This is a genomic window from Vibrio sp. 10N.247.311.51, assembly GCF_041467855.1.
Classification (GTDB): Bacteria; Pseudomonadota; Gammaproteobacteria; order Enterobacterales; family Vibrionaceae; genus Vibrio; species Vibrio coralliirubri.
Map to the genome: position 1 here is coordinate 112,481 of NZ_JBFSVK010000005.1, position 18,210 is coordinate 130,690.

General features: G+C 42.5%; 19 protein-coding genes. 12 read left to right on the plus strand and 7 right to left on the minus strand.

Annotation, left to right across the window (positions count from 1 at the left end; translation table 11 throughout):
• Positions 1-262: 262 nt before the first annotated feature.
• Together AB6E85_RS06690 and AB6E85_RS06695 are read right to left on the minus strand one after the other, a co-directional pair.
• Entirely contained in the window at positions 263-1,744 is a 1,482-nt protein-coding gene (locus AB6E85_RS06690) for a hypothetical protein (protein ID WP_372141948.1), read from the minus strand.
• A 361-nt stretch (positions 1,745-2,105) separates the two neighbouring features.
• Positions 2,106-3,107 carry a helix-turn-helix transcriptional regulator gene (locus tag AB6E85_RS06695; protein WP_371711836.1) on the minus strand — a complete coding sequence of 334 codons (1,002 nt, stop codon included), beginning with the start codon at positions 3,105-3,107 and terminating at the stop codon, positions 2,106-2,108.
• A 335-nt stretch (positions 3,108-3,442) separates the two neighbouring features.
• Between AB6E85_RS06695 and AB6E85_RS06700 the strand changes: the two genes are divergently transcribed.
• The 7 genes from AB6E85_RS06700 (at position 3,443) to AB6E85_RS06730 (ending at position 9,412) form a co-directional block, all read left to right on the plus strand.
• Positions 3,443-3,625, plus strand: a complete 183-nt coding sequence (locus tag AB6E85_RS06700; protein WP_371711837.1) for an AlpA family phage regulatory protein — start codon at positions 3,443-3,445, stop codon at positions 3,623-3,625.
• A 208-nt stretch (positions 3,626-3,833) separates the two neighbouring features.
• Positions 3,834-4,967: a hypothetical protein gene (locus tag AB6E85_RS06705; RefSeq protein WP_371711838.1), complete on the plus strand. Its 1,134-nt coding sequence runs from the start codon at positions 3,834-3,836 to the stop codon at positions 4,965-4,967.
• Positions 4,964-5,416 (plus strand): three component ABC system middle component, encoded by a 453-nt coding sequence (locus AB6E85_RS06710; RefSeq protein WP_123285175.1) that lies wholly within the window; start codon positions 4,964-4,966, stop codon positions 5,414-5,416. Before AB6E85_RS06705 ends, AB6E85_RS06710 begins: the two co-directional genes overlap by 4 nt.
• Complete coding sequence (locus AB6E85_RS06715; RefSeq protein ID WP_371711839.1) at positions 5,413-7,440, plus strand: DUF3732 domain-containing protein; 2,028 nt, start codon at positions 5,413-5,415, stop codon at positions 7,438-7,440. Before AB6E85_RS06710 ends, AB6E85_RS06715 begins: the two co-directional genes overlap by 4 nt.
• 74 nt (positions 7,441-7,514) lie before the next feature.
• A complete protein-coding gene (locus tag AB6E85_RS06720; RefSeq protein ID WP_114634197.1) occupies positions 7,515-8,489 on the plus strand; it encodes a hypothetical protein in 975 nt (324 codons plus the stop codon).
• Between the two features lie 9 nt (positions 8,490-8,498).
• Positions 8,499-8,834 carry an STAS-like domain-containing protein gene (locus tag AB6E85_RS06725; RefSeq protein WP_016792877.1) on the plus strand — a complete coding sequence of 112 codons (336 nt, stop codon included), beginning with the start codon at positions 8,499-8,501 and terminating at the stop codon, positions 8,832-8,834.
• A 5-nt stretch (positions 8,835-8,839) separates the two neighbouring features.
• Positions 8,840-9,412 carry a PIN domain-containing protein gene (locus AB6E85_RS06730; protein ID WP_016792878.1) on the plus strand — a complete coding sequence of 191 codons (573 nt, stop codon included), beginning with the start codon at positions 8,840-8,842 and terminating at the stop codon, positions 9,410-9,412.
• Between the two features lie 2 nt (positions 9,413-9,414).
• On the opposite strand, the gene AB6E85_RS06735 is transcribed toward AB6E85_RS06730, so the two are convergent.
• Together AB6E85_RS06735 and AB6E85_RS06740 are read right to left on the minus strand one after the other, a co-directional pair.
• Complete coding sequence (locus AB6E85_RS06735; protein ID WP_371711840.1) at positions 9,415-10,638, minus strand: tyrosine-type recombinase/integrase; 1,224 nt, start codon at positions 10,636-10,638, stop codon at positions 9,415-9,417.
• A gap of 200 nt (positions 10,639-10,838) precedes the next feature.
• A complete protein-coding gene (locus AB6E85_RS06740; RefSeq protein WP_048607657.1) occupies positions 10,839-11,705 on the minus strand; it encodes a YicC/YloC family endoribonuclease in 867 nt (288 codons plus the stop codon).
• 248 nt (positions 11,706-11,953) lie between these two features.
• On the opposite strand from AB6E85_RS06740, the gene rph reads away from it, so the two are divergent.
• Together rph and pyrE are read left to right on the plus strand one after the other, a co-directional pair.
• A complete protein-coding gene (rph, locus tag AB6E85_RS06745; RefSeq protein ID WP_019826449.1) occupies positions 11,954-12,670 on the plus strand; it encodes a ribonuclease PH in 717 nt (238 codons plus the stop codon).
• Positions 12,671-12,776: 106 nt separating this feature from the next.
• Entirely contained in the window at positions 12,777-13,418 is a 642-nt protein-coding gene (pyrE, locus tag AB6E85_RS06750; RefSeq protein WP_017059267.1) for an orotate phosphoribosyltransferase, read from the plus strand.
• A gap of 75 nt (positions 13,419-13,493) precedes the next feature.
• Here pyrE and lpxL read toward each other — a convergent pair whose 3' ends face one another.
• The 3 genes from lpxL to coaBC all read right to left on the minus strand — a co-directional run bounded on the left by lpxL (position 13,494) and on the right by coaBC (position 16,485).
• Complete coding sequence (gene lpxL, locus AB6E85_RS06755; RefSeq protein WP_372141950.1) at positions 13,494-14,474, minus strand: LpxL/LpxP family Kdo(2)-lipid IV(A) lauroyl/palmitoleoyl acyltransferase; 981 nt, start codon at positions 14,472-14,474, stop codon at positions 13,494-13,496.
• A 39-nt stretch (positions 14,475-14,513) separates the two neighbouring features.
• Complete coding sequence (slmA, locus tag AB6E85_RS06760; protein WP_004741428.1) at positions 14,514-15,104, minus strand: nucleoid occlusion factor SlmA; 591 nt, start codon at positions 15,102-15,104, stop codon at positions 14,514-14,516.
• Positions 15,105-15,243: 139 nt separating this feature from the next.
• Complete coding sequence (gene coaBC / locus AB6E85_RS06765; protein ID WP_372141952.1) at positions 15,244-16,485, minus strand: bifunctional phosphopantothenoylcysteine decarboxylase/phosphopantothenate--cysteine ligase CoaBC; 1,242 nt, start codon at positions 16,483-16,485, stop codon at positions 15,244-15,246.
• Between the two features lie 224 nt (positions 16,486-16,709).
• On the opposite strand from coaBC, the gene radC reads away from it, so the two are divergent.
• From radC to rpmG, 3 genes are all read left to right on the plus strand, one after another.
• Complete coding sequence (gene radC, locus AB6E85_RS06770) at positions 16,710-17,384, plus strand: DNA repair protein RadC (RefSeq protein WP_248368828.1); 675 nt, start codon at positions 16,710-16,712, stop codon at positions 17,382-17,384.
• A gap of 291 nt (positions 17,385-17,675) precedes the next feature.
• Positions 17,676-17,912 (plus strand): 50S ribosomal protein L28, encoded by a 237-nt coding sequence (gene rpmB / locus AB6E85_RS06775; RefSeq protein WP_004728407.1) that lies wholly within the window; start codon positions 17,676-17,678, stop codon positions 17,910-17,912.
• A 13-nt stretch (positions 17,913-17,925) separates the two neighbouring features.
• A complete protein-coding gene (gene rpmG, locus AB6E85_RS06780; protein WP_002535344.1) occupies positions 17,926-18,093 on the plus strand; it encodes a 50S ribosomal protein L33 in 168 nt (55 codons plus the stop codon).
• Positions 18,094-18,210: the final 117 nt, after the last annotated feature.

Genomic DNA, 18,210 nt, shown 5'->3' on the forward strand with positions numbered 1-18,210 from the left:
TATATATACAAGATATAATATGCATGGAAACACAAAGAAGAGCCTCCATCAACACCCATTGATACAAAAGGCTTTCAAGCACACATTCTTGCTCAAAAAATTAAAAATGTCACAGTGGCTATTTTATTCCCCTTCAAACCATATGTACTCGCAGTTTTATTAACTCCAGTAGAAGCTACCTTACAAGTATCTTTGAGAATAACCCCATTAAATGTTAGAAAAGGGAGCAATCGCTCCCTTCTATGCTGCCAGCTTAACTTGGCTACTTCGTGCAGTCATACCATCCATCACCACTGCTACACTCATACTTGAACGTCCCATTAGGATAGGAAACAAATCGATAGTGCATTGCCATCTCGCCATTGGGCATTTCAGTCGCCGTATTAGTTCGATGCTCAGATACGTTGTTCTCACCTTCCTTATAGCGTTTTGTGTGCTCCCACCAATCAGCCCCAACAGAATCTTGAGTACCATAGACTTGTGGTAGTGCTGCGATATCAGCATTTAATGCATCAATGTCGATACTCTCCACATCAGCACTGAAACCTAACCAATGCGTGTACTCACTTGGTACTGTATTCCACTTGTAACGGCTTCCGTCTTCATCGTACACACCACTCACTCTCGCAGTCGAAAGCGTCATGTTTTGGCTATCAGCAGTATCACTCAAACCAACCTCACTACACTCCAATTCACTCAGATCGTAGAACGATGACTTGTTATTCATACCGTACTGGTTGCCAGTTTCAGCCTCCTTCGAAAGTAAGGTTTCTGATTTACTGCAAATGTAATCGTCAAAGTTTGGAGCTGAGCTCATGTTACGGTATTCATTCACATAGCCCACCGTACCAAAGTCAGTGATAGTGTCTTCTTGCAGGTAGTTTCTAATCAAACGTTCGGGTAGCCAGTTGTCATCTACCGCATAGACTGATTCAGACCAGAAGCTACCTTGACGTATGGAGATCGATTTGTACCACAACTGTTCATCATCTTGACGTTGCCTGTCCGTTGGATCGTTAAGGTAGTGAGCCACGTTGATATGTGCATATGGGTACTGAAGCGACAATTCATAAGTTTCTTCAAATGAAAGTTGAATGGATGCCATAAGCTGCTCAGCAATATCGTAGACCGAACTGTTACCATCCGCTATGTAATCACTCCACAGATCTTCCTCTGAGATATTGAAATGCCAAACTAAATCACCCGCTACGTTACGCATGGCGTCTTTTATGGCATTGCGGACTTGTTCATTGTCTTTCACTAATTCACAGCTATATGTAGCAACTTGCTCTCTTTCAACCGTCTGTTTAGCTGACTCCCACAACATTGTGGTGAGTGGAGTGATGTTAACGGAGCCATTCGCTACCTCTTCAGGCAACGTGAACGCTGGTGGAAGATTAAGTACATAAGCTTGAGCCACTTCCCCTAAGTCTTCATCAATAGCTCCTACAGGCACATCTACGATCACTGGAACGTATTCAAGACAGGCTTGTTGCTCTTCTGTTATGTCACCTTCAATAGTGAACACACCACCAGCCTCGGTGATAGCCGATGGCTCATCAGGATCGGCAACACCATTTGAATTAAAATCATAATGAACCGTGGCACCAACGATATAGCCGTCAATAGCACGACCAGATAACAACGTAGAGTTGGATGGTTGTGAAGGCTCAGATGAGCCACCACCGCCGCAACCAGCAAGGGTAGCACTTGCAATGAGCACAGAAACTAACGTCTTTTTCATAGGAAACTCCTTTTTATTAATAGATTGGTTTGCAGGGATAAATGCATAGAAAACAAAAGCGGCTTACTTTCGTAAACCGCTAATGGTGGGTATTAAACGTGTGGTACTAGCAAGCGCATCGGCATGGGGGCATATCGCAAATGTCACAGGTTGAACTGTGGCTACCTCCGCAATATTCACAGCTGAATGAAGCTAGGCAACGGTGCTTGTTAAGTAATGTTCGAATCGCTTTAATTGTCATGAACTTCTCTCCCCGTCTATGTCGTAGTGGATCACATAGAAAGACGGCAACCCTATGTGACATCCCTGTTTGTTGTCAGGTTATCAATAGGTTGGGCATCTGGTGTCGCATGGGGCAGCACTAAGTGAGACCGCTATCGCTATTTAGAGAAGTGGTTTGAAGCTGGGGACTTTTAATTGACGGCGGTGTAGGTTGTTGTTCTGAAAAGGTGATGTGGTTTTTATGTGCTTCTAGCCACGCCACTAACGGTGGTGTATTAGAAACCGTAACAGTGATGTGTAAATACGTATCGAATTCAGAGATACGTTGGTCGTTGGAAAGTGGTGTTTGGTAGAGATGTTCACCCGCTTGTTTAGTAATAGTGAATTCGAGTGTGTAACGCTCATGCTCTGTATTGGTGTATCCCGATGCTGAGTGTTGTAAGTCAAAGTCTTGTGGGTAAGCAAACGTGAAGGTTGATAGTGTGACCTTGTGAATATGGCTGACATCAACAAAAGTAGCGTCTTTATTTCCCTTCTGGCGGTACACCAATATCAATGTATTACTTTGTTGTACAAGACCTAATGGCATGACATCTTTTCTGTGTTGTCCCCCTTCAGAGTAATAGTGCAAGTTTAACCAACGATTGTGGTAAAGCCCTTGACTGATAGCTGCGTAAGCATCAAGGCTGATATTACGCCTTAGTTCATAAGTGCCGAGCAAATCGATTTTTCGTAACCATTGAGACTCTTTTGAGTCCTGAGCTAAGGATTTTAATCGGTAGTTAGCGTCTTCAAATAACGACCGAAGAGTATGGGATATATGGGTAGGGATTAAGTAGTGGAAGTGAGACTCAGCCAGACACAAAAGTAGTGCCTCTTGAGTAGCGGAGCCAACAAAAGCTTTAGTTGGATTTCGTTGGTATCCATAAGGTTTATCACGGGTATCTCGGTCAATATCAAAATACTCAAGCAACACATCAAGGTTACGTTGAATCGTTCGAATATCTCGATCAATACCGATCTCCTGAAGCTGTGCTTTGAGATCAGAAGCCGTGACTTTATGCCAATACGGTATGCGCTTGTATAGCTCAAGCGCTAATACCATATGCTGGCGAGTGCTCACATGAGTGGTTTTACTCATCGTGCGCACCTTTAACTAAGCGGATCAAAATAGAGGTGACGGTATAACGATGTTGAAACAAGTCACTCTCACTCTGTTTGATAGCAAGAGACGAAGCTCTGCACGCTAGGCTTTAAGGTGAGTTGATTGTATGAGTAGCTTGGGCATCTGGTGTCGGATGAAAGCGTACAATTGAAATTAATTGAATAATCGAGGTGGACATAATGAGTTCCTATGCTGGTGGATACATAGGAGTGATATGTGTGTTAAAAAAGTTGGAATGTGAGCGTTTATGAAGAGACGTTTTTTATTGCACATTCTCGTTATCTCATGAGTTGAACTAACCGGAATTCATCATGAGATTTTTAAAACTACAACAAGTAATGGAAAAAACAACACTCTGCCGTAGCAGTATCTATAACCTGATTAAAACAGGTGACTTTCCTAAAAATATTGCGGTGATGGGGAAGCGTAAAGCTTGGCTTGAAAGTGAGGTTGAAGATTGGATGGTGAGTAAAATCGAGATCTCAGAACTTTAAATTTACTATAAAGCCAACGCTAAAGAAGTTATATTAACCATTGACATTTAAGGGCTTTAAATGTCAATGATGAGGCATCAAGAGGTGCCCAATGCTATAGAAAGATACCTACCATGGCATATCACAGTAAAAGATTTAGTGAGGGGGGGGGTCTCTAGTCAGAAATAGTTTAAAACCAGCCTTTAAAGGCCGGTTCTAAGGAGAGATAGTGAGTAGTGGCCAAACAAAAAATGCAGCTCTAACAACCGCATTAGCATTTCATTATCAAGTGCTAATTGGGTTACATAAATGTTTTTTACTTGAAGATGGTCAGTCGATTTGGTTCGAAAAGGATGGCGATGTTAGTTTTATTTCGCCTGATACTTTGGCATCAGTACAAACCGAAGTAAAAGATTATGCGGCGCCACTGACGGATCATCATGAAAATCTTTGGAAAACGCTTAAAAACTGGCTCGCTTCAGATTTTGAACACATCCAGTACGGTGCTTTAGTTCTTCATACTACCCAAGCGTTTGGTACAACAACTCGCTTAAGGGACTGGAACACACAAAGTGCAGCAAGGCGCTTGGACATACTAAAAACGATTTTTTCAGAACGTACGGAAGAACAGCTTAATGCTGAGAAGCCTTCAGAGATTATCAAACTACAGCAAGCTGTAATGGGTGTTGATGAGCTACTTCTTGAAAGTGTACTTGCTAAAGTCACGTTATTTACACTAGCAGATAATGGAGAAGTGCTGGAAAAACAAGTGCTTTCAAAGCCTGTGGGTATTCCGAAGAATAACTTGAAAAGTTATCTTCATGGGCTTATTGGTTTTGTATATGCGCAAGCAACGCAGCAATCTTGGAGTATCAAGCATCAAGATTTTTCTGCAAAGTGCGAAGAGCTAACTGCGCTTCTTTGCAAAAAGGAGTTCACTTTTCCTGCCTTTACGGGGCATGAGGCATCTGAACTGGAACTGGAAGTCTACCAAGATAGGCCGTTCGTGCAAAAAATTACTGAAATTGAGCATCACGAAATGATACCTGATGCCATCGGTAATTGGCTTGAATTACAAAACTCTTTGCTTGAGCAATTAGATGAATATCCATTATATAAAGATAAAACAGTGGCTTATCAGAACCAATTGATTAAAAAATATAAACTTGCTCATTCAAGTGCGCAACTTGAAGCAACAGATGCAACTGCAATTAAAAGTTCGAAACTGCTGTATAACAAAACCATAGGTGAGCAGCCTTTAAATATGGGTAATGATATACCACCGATTGAATACAAAAACGGCTTGATACATGACGCAATGGATGACGAAGAACGTGGCTTAGAATGGAGGGTGGAGTCATGAGTAGTATTGTCGACGCCCTATACGAATTAAAGTACAACCCGTTTGAGTATGGTGAGTTTCTTGCCTCATTTTATACGGCTATGGATGAATCGGAGGATAGTTTACTACTCGCCCCTTTGGTTATCCCACTATGCAGTCACCCTCTTTTTAGTCGAAAGCTATTCAATTCTAACAAAAGAAGCACTATTTGGTCGGTTTTTGATGACCGGAGCAAGCTCTATGATCTGCAAGAACGCATTGATGGATTTCAAACTTTAACTGAACAATGTATTCAGTACTGTTTAATCAATGATTGGTTATCTGTAAACGAACAACGTTTGTCTCTTTGTGCATGTGATGGTGCTAATTCAACCTTTACAAGTCAAAAAAATGCGCAGAAGTTAGGGCGATTACTTAGTGGACATTCAGTAGTCGAGATTTATGCATTTTTAGGAGTAAAGCCACGATGAAGACATTAATTCATGAGATTGGTGTTATTGATAAGCTGGGAAATAAGCATCCAGTTAGTTTTAAGAAGGGGCTCAATGTTGTCACTGGTAAGTCATCGACTGGTAAAAGTGCCTTAATTGAAATATTTGACTATTGCTTTGGTAGTGGTGAAAACACTATTCCCAAAGGTGTCATTACCACAAATGCAGCTATTTATTATGTTGCGCTTGCTGTCAATGAACAAGATATGGTTATTGCTCGTGATCCTGATATCGCGACTAAAGCCTTTTTTCGTCGTGTTGAGTCGTTTAACTCTGCCGATATTGTGCGTGATTATTTCAATAGCAACTATTTCCGTCCATTAAATGAATTTAAGAAGCATCTAAGAGGTTTTTTCTTGGATATAGACGATGTGGATGAGTCTTTGGCTGCCAGGGCTAATCGACGCAATAATGCTAAGGCTGCGACTCCATCCATACGTAGCTTTTCATCATTTATGCTCCAGCACCAAAATCTTGTAGCTAATAAACATGCGTTATTCTACCGATTTGATGAAAAAGAAAAACGAGATCAGGCAATTGAGCATACCAAGATATTTTTAGGCTTAGTCGATCAAAAATTCTTTCACTTAAAGCAAGAGAAAGAACGATTAAGTATGGATATCAGACGTTTGGAGCGCCAGAAAGAGACTAACAAACGTACGTCAGAAAAGTATAAACTAAATGTTGGTCCGGTTTTAAACCAGTTGTATGCGCTGATGGGGTTTAAGGAGGAACCATTATCATTAGACAAGTTATTACGCCATCCTCAAGATGGAAAAGATCAACTTGATAGCATTATCGTACCCGAAAAAATTAACCATAATTCAGACGCTATCACACTGCGGTACAACCAGCTTAAACTGGAGCGTAACAAAAAAACTGCTGAACTCAGGAAACTACAGCGTCAAACTGCTTCAATTAATAAGCACATTCAAGAAGAAGAGCTTTTCGTCGGTAACGTAAAACAATTTAGCTCACCTGGACATGTACACATATCTGCTTCAGTTTGTCCATTTTGTCACACCGAAAAAGATAATTTGCGAGAAAGTGCAGAGAAACTCCAGAAAGCTATTCTTAAAGTATCAGGAAACCTTGCTCAAGCCCGCCCAATGAAAGCAAAATTTGAATCGTCTTTAGTTGATGTGAAGCGTAAGACAGAGGCTGTTAGCCGGGCACTTACTGAGTTAAATCAGCAAGTAATGGAAATTGAGAAAACAGAAAAGCAGTTAGTGAAGCAAAAGAGTCTGTATGAAAGTATTTTGATGCAGAAGGCTAAACTATTTGCACTGATCGATACATTAAATATGGCCGATGATGTAGAGCTTGAAAAGCAAGTTAAAGATCTTAGCAAGCAGATAAAAGACATCACAAGAGACCTTAAAAAATATGATGTGCAAAAAGGGTTAGAAAAGGCATCAGCTGATGTAAACACATATATGGCTGATATTGGTAGCTATTTCGAATTTGAAGCTAGCTACAAGCCTATCAATCTCCACTTTTCATTCGAAACATTCGACCTGTATCACCTAACCCCTACAAATGAAAAAATTCACTTAAGATCAATGGGGAGCGGCGCAAACTGGTTGTACTGTCATGTGACTTTATTTCTAGCCTTACATAAATATTTTTCGCTACAGGGGAATAGTTGCGCTATCCCTTCAATTCTGTTTTTCGATCAACCTACTCAAGTTTATTTTCCGAACTTTAACCGTGATAATGCTGATACTTTCGAAGAGCAAAAGAGTCTAGAGTCTGAGCAGCGAACAAAAAAAGAAAGGCATGTAGATGAAGATATCAAAGCTGTTGAAAATTTGTTTAGCCAGTTTTCAAATTATTGTAGTGAACTAGAGTTGGATAACGGGTTTAGTCCTCAAATCATAGTGACAGATCATGCTGATAGTTTAACACTATCTAATGGGGTACCTTTTGAGGATCTAGTTAACGGAAACCGGTGGCGCTCCCGAGGGCTTATTGAACCTGTTCACGATACGGGGGAAGAATGAGATTCAAATATTTAATCGTTTTAAACCTTAGAGTTCAGCTCTATAGGGATATCAAGGAATATTGTTGAAAGCTTATGAATAAGATTAAAGTTGCCGTCCCTAATATTAAATATGATGACAATGGTTTTAGCCAAATTCTCAAAATCATGGAGACTATAACGTCTGACCCTAAGAGAAATTTTGACTTTGATTTTAGTAAATGCTCTCGGTTAGATCATCATGGGGTAGTCATGTTGGGAGGACTAGCAAGGTACGTCAACTTTCAAAATACAAAACTAGCTAGGTCTTTAATTTCTATTTTTGATGGCCAATCATTCGCAACTGCCGGTGTAATGTTTGATGTCAACTCTATGAGTGACTTAATCAGAAGCCGACTTATATCTAATAATTTTCTTAGTCACTTTTCTCAGGAGAATTTCGAAGGCTATGCAGGGGGAGATTATATAGGTTATCGGGAGCACACGACTCATTTGGATGAAGATAATATCGCAGAACATTTAAATGAACAGTGGCTATCTGATGATAAAGTTAAACTTAGTGATATGCTAAAAAATGAAATTGTCAGTAGAATATTTGAAATTTTCATGAATGCGTATGGACATGGGGCTGCGATCCAAGATTTAAAACAGCTAGGTGTCTATAGTTGCGGACAGTATGATCGAAAGGAAAAAACGCTTAGCCTTAGTGTTTTGGATTTTGGTCCTGGAATAGTACAGAATGTTAGGCGGTTCAATGGTGACATTGAGAGTGATATTGATGCTATGCAATGGGCGTTAGTTAAAGGAAACTCTACAGGTACTGATAGTGTGAAGCAAGGTATGCCAAGAGGCTTAGGTTTCGATCTATTGAGCGAGTTTGTTAGAATTAATGAGGGAGAGATGAGGATTTATAGCAATAAGGTTTATGCTAAAATCTCAAAAGGGAACGCTTTTGATATAGGTGTTTCTCAGCATAACTTTCCCGGCACATTAGTAAGTATTAAAATCAATTGTGATAATAAGCATTACCGCTTTAAATCTGAAGATGTTTCTCAGGTTAAATTTTTTTAGGAGTTGCCAATGTTAAACGTTAAAGTCTTTGATTTGGTTGGTAAAAATGCAATATCAATGCAGAGCGGAACAAAATTGAATAACGCTATTTCCTCGGCGTTGATAGAAGGCCAAATCGTAGAGATTGATTTTTCAGGTGTGTCTTTATTTGCATCACCATTTTTCAATGCATCAGTAGGTGTTCTACTAAAGGACATGACTATTGAGCAGTTAATGGAGAGAATGAAGATAGTAAATTGTAATGATATAGGACTAAGTTTACTCAACACTGTTATCCAAAATGCAATCCATTATTACAGTGGAGAAAGCAAAGTGACTGATACATTGAACAAGCATGAAGAGTGATGGGTATGACTAGAATTGTTAACATAAAAAATAGAGTCGATCTACATCATTCAGACAAATTTTTCATTGATACAAATGTATGGTTCTGGCTCACATATGCTGCTTCTAATGAGATACAAACTCAAAATGCACCAGCTAGATACCAACTAGAAATATATCCTGAATTTATTGAAAAAATACTAGATGAAGGTGCAAGTATTTATCATAGTCCTTTAGCTTTATCGGAGTTGGCTAACATCATAGAGAGAACGGAATACGATATATTCCAATCAAAACAAACTGAAGACATTTCTCGTAAAAGTTTTAGGAAAAAAACAGATCATAGAAAGAGAGTGATGGAAGAAGTATCCAATGCTTGGCAGCAAATCACCCAAATGTCATCTCCTCTCGACATTACACTAAATTCGGCCTTATCACAAAACGCTCTTATAACTTTAAATCAGCACTGTCTGGATGCTTACGATGCTTTTTATATCGAGTCGATGTCTAGTTATGAAATAGTAAATATTTTGACTGATGACAGTGATTTTGATGGGCTAGACATATCCCTATACACTGCAAATAATCGTTTGATTTAGAGTCAGTTATTTAAGAAAGACATAAAGTGTCTTGCTAAACGAGTTAAAGCCTCTCTCCGCTCTTCCAAATAATCATACTGGTCATAAATACCTTCAACACCCTTTAACTTGTGATTCAAGCATCTCTCGGCCACATGGCCGGGAGTGCCTTGTTTTGCCAGTAGTGTACGGCAAGTGCGGCGTAGGTCATGTACAGTAAAGTGTGGCATGCCGCCCATCAAGTTAGGCGGTTGTTTCTTCTTACCGGCTTCATGACCAAATAGCTTTGTAATTGCTCTGTTAAGTGTATCAGGGCCCATGTGAGGGCTCTTGCTGGCTCTTCTACTCGGAAACACGTAATCAGAGCCAAATCCCCTTATCTTCAACTCATCGAGCCACTCCAACACTTCTGGTGCTAATGGAATAGTAAAACCCACATTGGTTTTACTACGCTCCTTTGGCAAGTGCCATAAGCCATTCTCTAGCTCAAACTCTTCCCATTTAGCTTCACACAATTCAGATTTACGCACACCTAAACAAATCAATAATGCACAAGCTAGATAGTTATCGCGGCTAAAGTTGGTGCTGTTCTTTCTAGCGATACTAAAGAACTGCTTTAGTTCATCTTCAGTCAAGAAGCGATCTTTACTTTGCTCTATGCCGCCAGCGTCTCTCACAGTAAATGCAGAGGCTGGATTGCCTTGCAGAAGGTCAAGCTTCATTCCGTGATTAAATAACTGTTTACAGTGACCTAGAGCGTCATTGGCGATGGTTGGGCGACCGGAATCATTAATCGCAGTGATTGTTGTGCGAATATCACGAGCGGTAATTTTATCGAGTGAGATGTCACCGATATGTGGGGCGATATCTTTGGTGTAAACCCGCTTGGGGATATTAGGGTGTTTAAGGCGTTTAACTAAGGTTGGGTACCAATCTTCAAATAAGTCGTTAACGGTTTTAATACTTTCTTGTTCGGTACGCTTGCGCTGCAAGAGGGGATCAAAGCCTTCACGGACTTGCTTCATCTTAGTTACGGCTTCGAGACGGGCATTAGCTAAAGTAAGATCTTTAACCTTACCAAGCGTCATTTCACGGCGTTTTTTATTGGAGGTAAAGCGAAGCATCCAACTTGCGGTGCCCGAAGCTGGGACCACTAGGTATAAACCCTCACCATCAGCATGACGCTGTGTTTTCTCGCCACCAGCCTTAATGAGCGCTTCTACTTTCTTAACATTCAACTTACCCATAACCCACCTCTAATCGTGCATGATCTCGGTGAGAATTTCTTACCCACCACCTGCCTTTGTGGTGAGTCTATCATACCCACCACATTAACCACCAGTTTGTGGTGGTTAATGGTGTATTGAGGAATACGGTGATGGAAAGTGATCTAATCTAAGTTGTTGTATTTTAATAGCTAAAGTGTAGTTAAATACAATTATAATTACTATTCAATGTTCTGGATCTGCTCACGCATCTGTTCGATAAGAACCTTAAGCTCTACGCCTGATGCCGTGATGTCTGTGCTGATAGACTTAGACGCTAGCGTGTTTGACTCACGGTTGAACTCTTGCATCATGAAGTCTAGCTTACGGCCACAAGCGCCACCTTTCTTCAGTACTGCATTCGCTTCTTTCACGTGAGAGTCTAGACGGTCTAGCTCTTCTGCTACGTCTGACTTCTGTGCCAGTAGGATAAGCTCTTGCTCAACACGAGAACCTTCAAGTTCGATTTTCGCATCTTCAAATTTGGTAAGAAGACGCTCACGTTGCCATTCTAGGATTTCAGGCATACGCGCACGAACTTTCACTACTTCTTCAGTGATTGCATCTAAGCGCTGTACGATTAGCGCCTTCATGTTCTCACCTTCACGAGCACGAGCATCAATGAACTCTGCGATAGCATCGTTGAATGCGTCTAGCAGGTCTTTGTTGATAGCATCCATGTCTTGTTCTGGCGTTTCCATCACACCAGGCCAGTTCATGACTTGGAATGGGTTCAAACGGCTCTCTTCGCCTGTCATCGTCATTACTTGGTTCGCCGCATTGATTACTTGCTGAGCCAAACCTTCGTTAATGCTTAGCTCGCCCTTTGCAGCAGGATTTGCTTCAAAGCGTAGGTTACATTCAACCTTACCGCGCGCTAGACGCTTACGGAAACGCTCACGCAAGATTGGCTCTAAACCACGGAACTGTTCAGGCATACGGAAGTAAGTTTCTAGGTAGCGTTGGTTTACACTACGGATTTCCCATACTGCTGTACCCCAATCGCCTTTTACTTCTTTGCGTGCGTACGCGGTCATACTATAAATCATCGAATTTTCCTGTCTTTTATCATTCTGAAAATAACGCGCACGCATAGTATCACGATATGGTGTGCTCTCGAAGCCTGTCGCTTTTCACTATAAATAGCCTTTCGTGATAAATAGCTTTGAACGGTAAATAGATTTGCACGGTAAACTGCTATATAATCTTGCCCCAATCAAAACTGTCTCACCCCTTTCTTAGGTGATGCACTCTTTCGATAGTAAATCACTTCAGACTGTTAATAAGGTAGATACCAATGCGTCCAAATGACCGCGCTGTAGATCAAATTCGTCCAATTAAAATTACTCGTAACTACACAGCTTATGCTGAAGGTTCTGTATTAGTTGAGTTCGGCAACACTAAAGTTCTATGTAATGCGACGGTAGAAGAAAATGTACCGCGTTGGTTAAAAGGCCAAGGAAAGGGTTGGGTAACCGCTGAATACGGCATGCTGCCACGTGCAACGCACACTCGTAACCGTCGTGAAGCGGCGAGCGGCAAGCAAGGTGGTCGTACGATGGAAATCCAACGTCTAATCGCTCGTAGCCTACGTGCTGTTGTTGATCTGAAAGTAATGGGTGAAATCATGATCACTGTCGATTGTGATGTTATCCAAGCAGACGGCGGTACTCGTACTGCGTCTATCTCAGGTGCAAGCGTTGCAATGGCTGATGCTATCAATAGCCTACTAGCAAGCGGCAAACTTAAAAAAAACCCAATGAAAGGCCACGTAGCGGCAGTTTCAGTGGGCATCGTTGGTGCACAAGCACTGTGTGACCTTGAGTACGTTGAAGACTCAGCAGCCGATACCGACATGAACGTTGTAATGACGGAAGACGGTAAGATGATTGAGATTCAAGGCACAGCAGAAGGCGAACCGTTCAGCCACGAAGAGCTGATGCAGCTTTTAGCCCTGGCGAATAAGGGTATTGCTGATATTGTTGAAGCGCAGAAGTCGGCGTTAGCAGAATAATTATTAGATAGCTCCTTTTTTAAGGGGCTATTTTTTTGTCTGTAAAACTCGAAAGAGTAGTGCAGAGCGTAAGTTAAGTTTTATTGAATAAACGTAGAGGAAAAACATGAAAGCATATCAACGTGAATTTATTGAATTTGCACTAGAGAAAGAAGTACTTAAGTTTGGTGAGTTTACTTTAAAGTCTGGCCGTAAGAGCCCTTACTTCTTCAATGCTGGATTGTTTAATACAGGTCGTGACTTAGCGCGTTTAGGTCGCTTCTACGCAGCAGCATTGGCTGATTCTGGCATTGAGTTCGATGTACTATTTGGCCCTGCATACAAGGGTATCCCAATTGCAACGACGACAGCGGTTGCACTGGCAGATCACCACGATGTGGACACGCCTTACTGCTTCAACCGCAAAGAAGCAAAAAACCACGGTGAAGGTGGCAACCTTGTCGGTAGCGCGCTTGAAGGTCGCATCATGCTAGTCGATGACGTGATCACTGCTGGTACTGCGATTCGTGAGTCGATGGAAATCATCCAAGCAAACGGCGCTGATTTAGCGGGCGTGCTTGTTGCTATCGACCGTCAAGAGAAAGGCAAAGGTGAACTGTCTGCGATTCAAGAAGTTGAGCGTGACTTCGGTTGTGCAATCATCTCAATTGTTAGCCTGACTGACTTGGTGACTTTCCTTGAAGAGAAAGGCACTGACGCAGCACATCTAGAGTCAGTAAAAGCGTACCGCGCTCAATACGGCATCTAATACAATTTGTAATAGCTATAGAATGCACAAGGGGCTGATGAATCATCAGCCCCTCTTCTTTTGGTTCAGTATTAATTATTTATAACGAATGCCGCGTTCAGCTTCTGGGCCTTCCATAGTCTTAAAGCGCTTGTGCAGCCACATCCACTGTTCTGGTGCTCTTAAGATAATCTTCTCAAGATAGCTGTTCATGTAGGCAGCGGCCGCTTTCTCATCTTTCTGTGGATAGTTATCTTCGATCGATTCATCGGCCATGATCTCATATTTGCCATCAGCATTTCTAAAGCCAGAACCCGGAACAAGTGCACATCGGCTAGTGTAAGCCAGAATACTGGTGCCTGTTGTGGTACATGCATCCTCTACTGCGAAGAAAGGCACAAACACAGACTTGTTACGGCCGTAGTCATGATCCGGCAGGTAGAAAAGGATCTCACCTTGACGCAGGATTCGAATCATACGCTTCACGTCTTTACGGTGAATCAGGCGATTGCCGTTCTGAGTACGACCTCGGTATTGAATGAACTCATAAGCCGGATTGTTGTGCGGGCGATAAACACCTAAACCTGAAATTCCGAGAACAGCCATTGCTCGCGCAGTGATCTCTAGATTTAAGGCATGCACACAGCATAGAAGAACACCTTTGCCGTTGGCTTTGTGTGTACGCAGTGCTTGGGTGTCTTTATCTACTAGGATTCGCTTGAAACGCCACGTTGGCCAGAACCAAGTAATGCCCGTTTCGATGAGTGCCATACCGGTGTTCTTGAAGTTCTCACTGACCATTGCCGCGACTTCATCTGCTGGCTTATCTGGGAAGGCGAGCTCCAAGTTACGTGTTGCGACCGCTACACGCTTTTTACCATAACGAGCGCCCAAAGAGCCTAACGATCGGCCTAACAGCAGTAAGAGGCGATAAGGGAGAACGTTAACGATAAGCGCCAATAACCCAAAACCGAACCATACTCCCCAGTATTTAGGGTGGAGTAATGCCAGAGTAAAAGGTGGCTTAGTAATAACGTGTTGTGCAGTGCTGTTTGTCGGAGAAGTTTTCGTCGTCATAACCATCACTTAAGATTTGATTGCTACTTAATTTGATTGTTACTTAATCTGAGCGCTTAGCAGAGCCCAATAAGCATCAAAGTTTTCTGTTGGTTGATATTTGAAGTCTGAGCGAACAAATCGATTCAAGCTGCCTTCAACTTGACCGAGCAGCTGAGCGGCTAAGATTTTCTCATCAACCGGGAATGATTTCCCTTCACGAAGCTTTCTTTCACGCAGGATCTGGCGAAGTTGCGTCTCAATGCGTTCGAAAAGTTGATTAATGCGATCACGCAGGCGTTCATTTTCAAACATTAGAGCATGACCAGACAAAATTCGAGTCAGGCCTGGGTTACGTTCTGAGAAAACTAAGATAAGTTGTAGCACTAGGCGTATGCGCTCTAGCGTGTCTTTCTCTTCATCCAGAATACGGTTGATTCGAGACATCAACGCTTCTTCAATGAACTCGATCAGGCCTTCAAACATACGAGCTTTGCTTGGGAAGTGGCGGTATAACGCAGCTTCAGAAACACCAACTTGCTTGGCCAACTTTACCGTTGTGATACGAGAAGCACCTTCGGTCGATTCCAACATTTGTGCGAGAGCTTGTAGGATTTCTTCACGACGGTTTGATTTTCGAGTACCAGCCATCTATTTACTTCCTTTCCTAAAGATGAGGATTGAGTGAAGAAGGATTATAAACACCATTCAATTCTGTTTCCTAGTTTTGTGAGCCCTAGGTCAACAGAATCGAGAGGTGTCAGCAGATTGTCAGAGCAAATTTGTGCGTTTATGCATCAATAAGCTGTTGGATCTGATCGAGGATCTGGAAACCAAGTGTGTCTTTGCTTTCCAGTGGCAGAGATTTATCGCCGCCTTTCCAATAAAGGTGTAGTTCATTGCTACTGCTATTGAAGCCTTGACCTTCGACAGAGACGTCGTTGGCGCAGATCATATCGAGGTTTTTTCTTTCCAGTTTACCGCGTGCGTACTTCTCAACATCTTGAGTTTCTGCTGCAAAGCCGACAGTAAATGGGCGTCCTTCCGTCATCGAAGCGACAGAAGCGACGATGTCTGGGTTCTTAACCATTTGAATGGTCATGTCGTCTTTACCATCAACCTTTTTAAGCTTTTGGTCTGCAATGGTCTCAGGGCGATAATCGGCAACCGCGGCGCAGCTGATGAAAATATCATGTTGAGAAGCGTTTGCTGCAACCGCATCAAACATCTGCTGAGCGCTGTCGACATCGATACGATTAACCTTATTTGGTGTCGCGAGTGATACAGGGCCGCTGACTAGAGTCACCGTTGCGCCTTGTTTAGCGGCTGCTTCAGCCAGTGCATAGCCCATCTTGCCCGAGCTGTGGTTAGTAATGTAACGCACAGGGTCAATCGCTTCACGAGTCGGGCCCGCAGTAATAAGCACAGAACGGCCAGTAAGCGGCTTAGGTTGGAAGAAGTCTTCACAGCGATGCACGAGCTGCATTGGCTCTAACATACGCCCCATACCTACATCACCACACGCTTGCTCGCCAGCTGCTGGCCCCCAAATTTCACAACCACGACGTTTTAGTGTGGCGATGTTCTCTTGAGTCGCAGGGTGGCTGTACATTTGTTGGTTCATTGCTGGAGATACCGCAACTGGCGCATCGGTTGCTAAAACCAAAGTGGTCAGTAGGTCGTTACCCATACCAGCTGTCATGCGAGCAATCAGATCAGCGGTTGCTGGTGCTAGTAATACCAAGTCAGCCCACTTTGCGAGCTCGATGTGTCCCATGGAGGCCTCAGCAGCAGGATCAAGTAAACTATCAGACACTGGCCTTCCAGAGACGGCTTGCATGGTGAGAGGAGTGATGAACTCCTTGGCTGCATTTGTCATCACGACTTGTACCTGTGCTCCACGTTCAATTAAGCGTCGAGTCAGTTCGGCACATTTATACGCAGCGATACCACCACTAATGCCAAGTAGGATTTTTTTCCCAGCTAGGCCTTGTAGGTCAGCGTTATCCAGTTGATTAACCAATGTTTGCATGATTCTGTTCCTTAATTTCTCTGGGACTTACGATATCAGAACAAAGGATTAGTGCCTAGAAGCAGAATTAGAACAGATTTGACGCTCATCAAGTTGGTGTTATCAAACTTATCAATTACACGGTTTTGCTAGTGACTCGTTTCCTTTTATCTCTATCGAAGGATCTCAGATTACGATCTCATTAAGGTGGTGGGTCGTGTTTATGACAAGTGATTAGCTTTTATATGCCAATAGATAAAATGCCTGCTGAATCGATGCCGAGAGAAAAGTTATTGAGTCGAGGGCCTGATTCCTTGAGTGATGCGGAACTGCTCGCGATATTTCTGCGAACAGGGACACAAGGAATGAACGTGTTGGAGCTCGCTGACAAGTTGATCAAAGATTTTGGCTCTCTCCGTCATCTTTTTTCAGCAACGCAGGAAGAGTTTTGTGCCCATAAAGGGATGGGGCAGGCCAAGTATGTTCAATTACAGGCTGTGTTAGAGATGACACAGCGCTATCTAGCAGAGACGTTATCTCGTGGAGATGCGCTCACTAGTCCTACTCATACTAAGCTTTATCTTTCGAGCATGTTGCGTGATCGCCAGCGAGAAGCCTTCTATATATTGTTCCTCGATAACCAAAATAGGGTAATAAAGGACGAGGTGATGTTTGAAGGTACCATCGATGCCGCATCGGTTTACCCGCGGGAAGTGGTTAAACGGTCACTTCATCACAATGCGGCGGCATTAATCTTGGCTCATAACCATCCCTCGGGTGTTGCTGAGCCCAGCCAAGCGGATAGGCGGATTACACGCCGATTAACCGACGCATTAGCGCTGGTGGACATCCGAGTTCTCGACCATTTTGTCGTTGGAGATGGCGAAGTTGTCTCTTTTGCAGAGCGTGGATGGATTTGAATCACATTTTAGGTTGTTAGTTGCGTTAAATCTGCTATTATTCCGCCCACATTTTTAGACCTAAAATCAGCTCTGATTACTCAAGCAAGCTGCGCTGCACAAAAAAAGATCACGAAATCCGTAAAAAGGATCTGTTCGGGTCTTGAGCAATGCGTGTCAAGTTAGTATAATGCGCGACCTTTGATAGCCTTGTATGGATTTTCCATAACGGTTTTTACCTTCTATTTTAATTGATAGAGAGGTTCGGCCACCAAGGTTGATATCGAGCTGAAACGATTGGAGAAGACATTCATGTCCCGAGTATGCCAAGTAACTGGTAAGCGTCCAGTAACGGGTAACAACCGTTCACACGCACGCAATGCTACTAAGCGCCGTTTTCTGCCGAACCTACAAACTCATCGTTTCTGGGTAGAGAGCGAAAAACGTTTTGTTAAACTACGTCTAACTGCTAAAGGCATGCGTATCATTGATAAGAAAGGCATCGATGCTGTTCTTGTTGATATCCGTGCACGTGGCGAAAACGTTTAAGAGGAATTAAGCAATGGCTAAAGGCATTCGTGAGAAAATTCGTCTAGTATCTTCTGCAGGTACTGGTCACTTCTACACAACTGATAAGAACAAGCGTAACATGCCAGGCAAATTTGAGATCAAAAAGTTTGATCCAGTAGTTCGCCAACACGTTATGTACAAAGAAGCTAAAATCAAGTAATTGATGCTTTTTTTGCTCTTCTTCAGTAGAAGAAAGAATTGAAAAACCCAGTTTAATCGCTGGGTTTTTTTATATCTAAAATTTGAGTAACTCTATTATTCTTACTTAATATAGCGC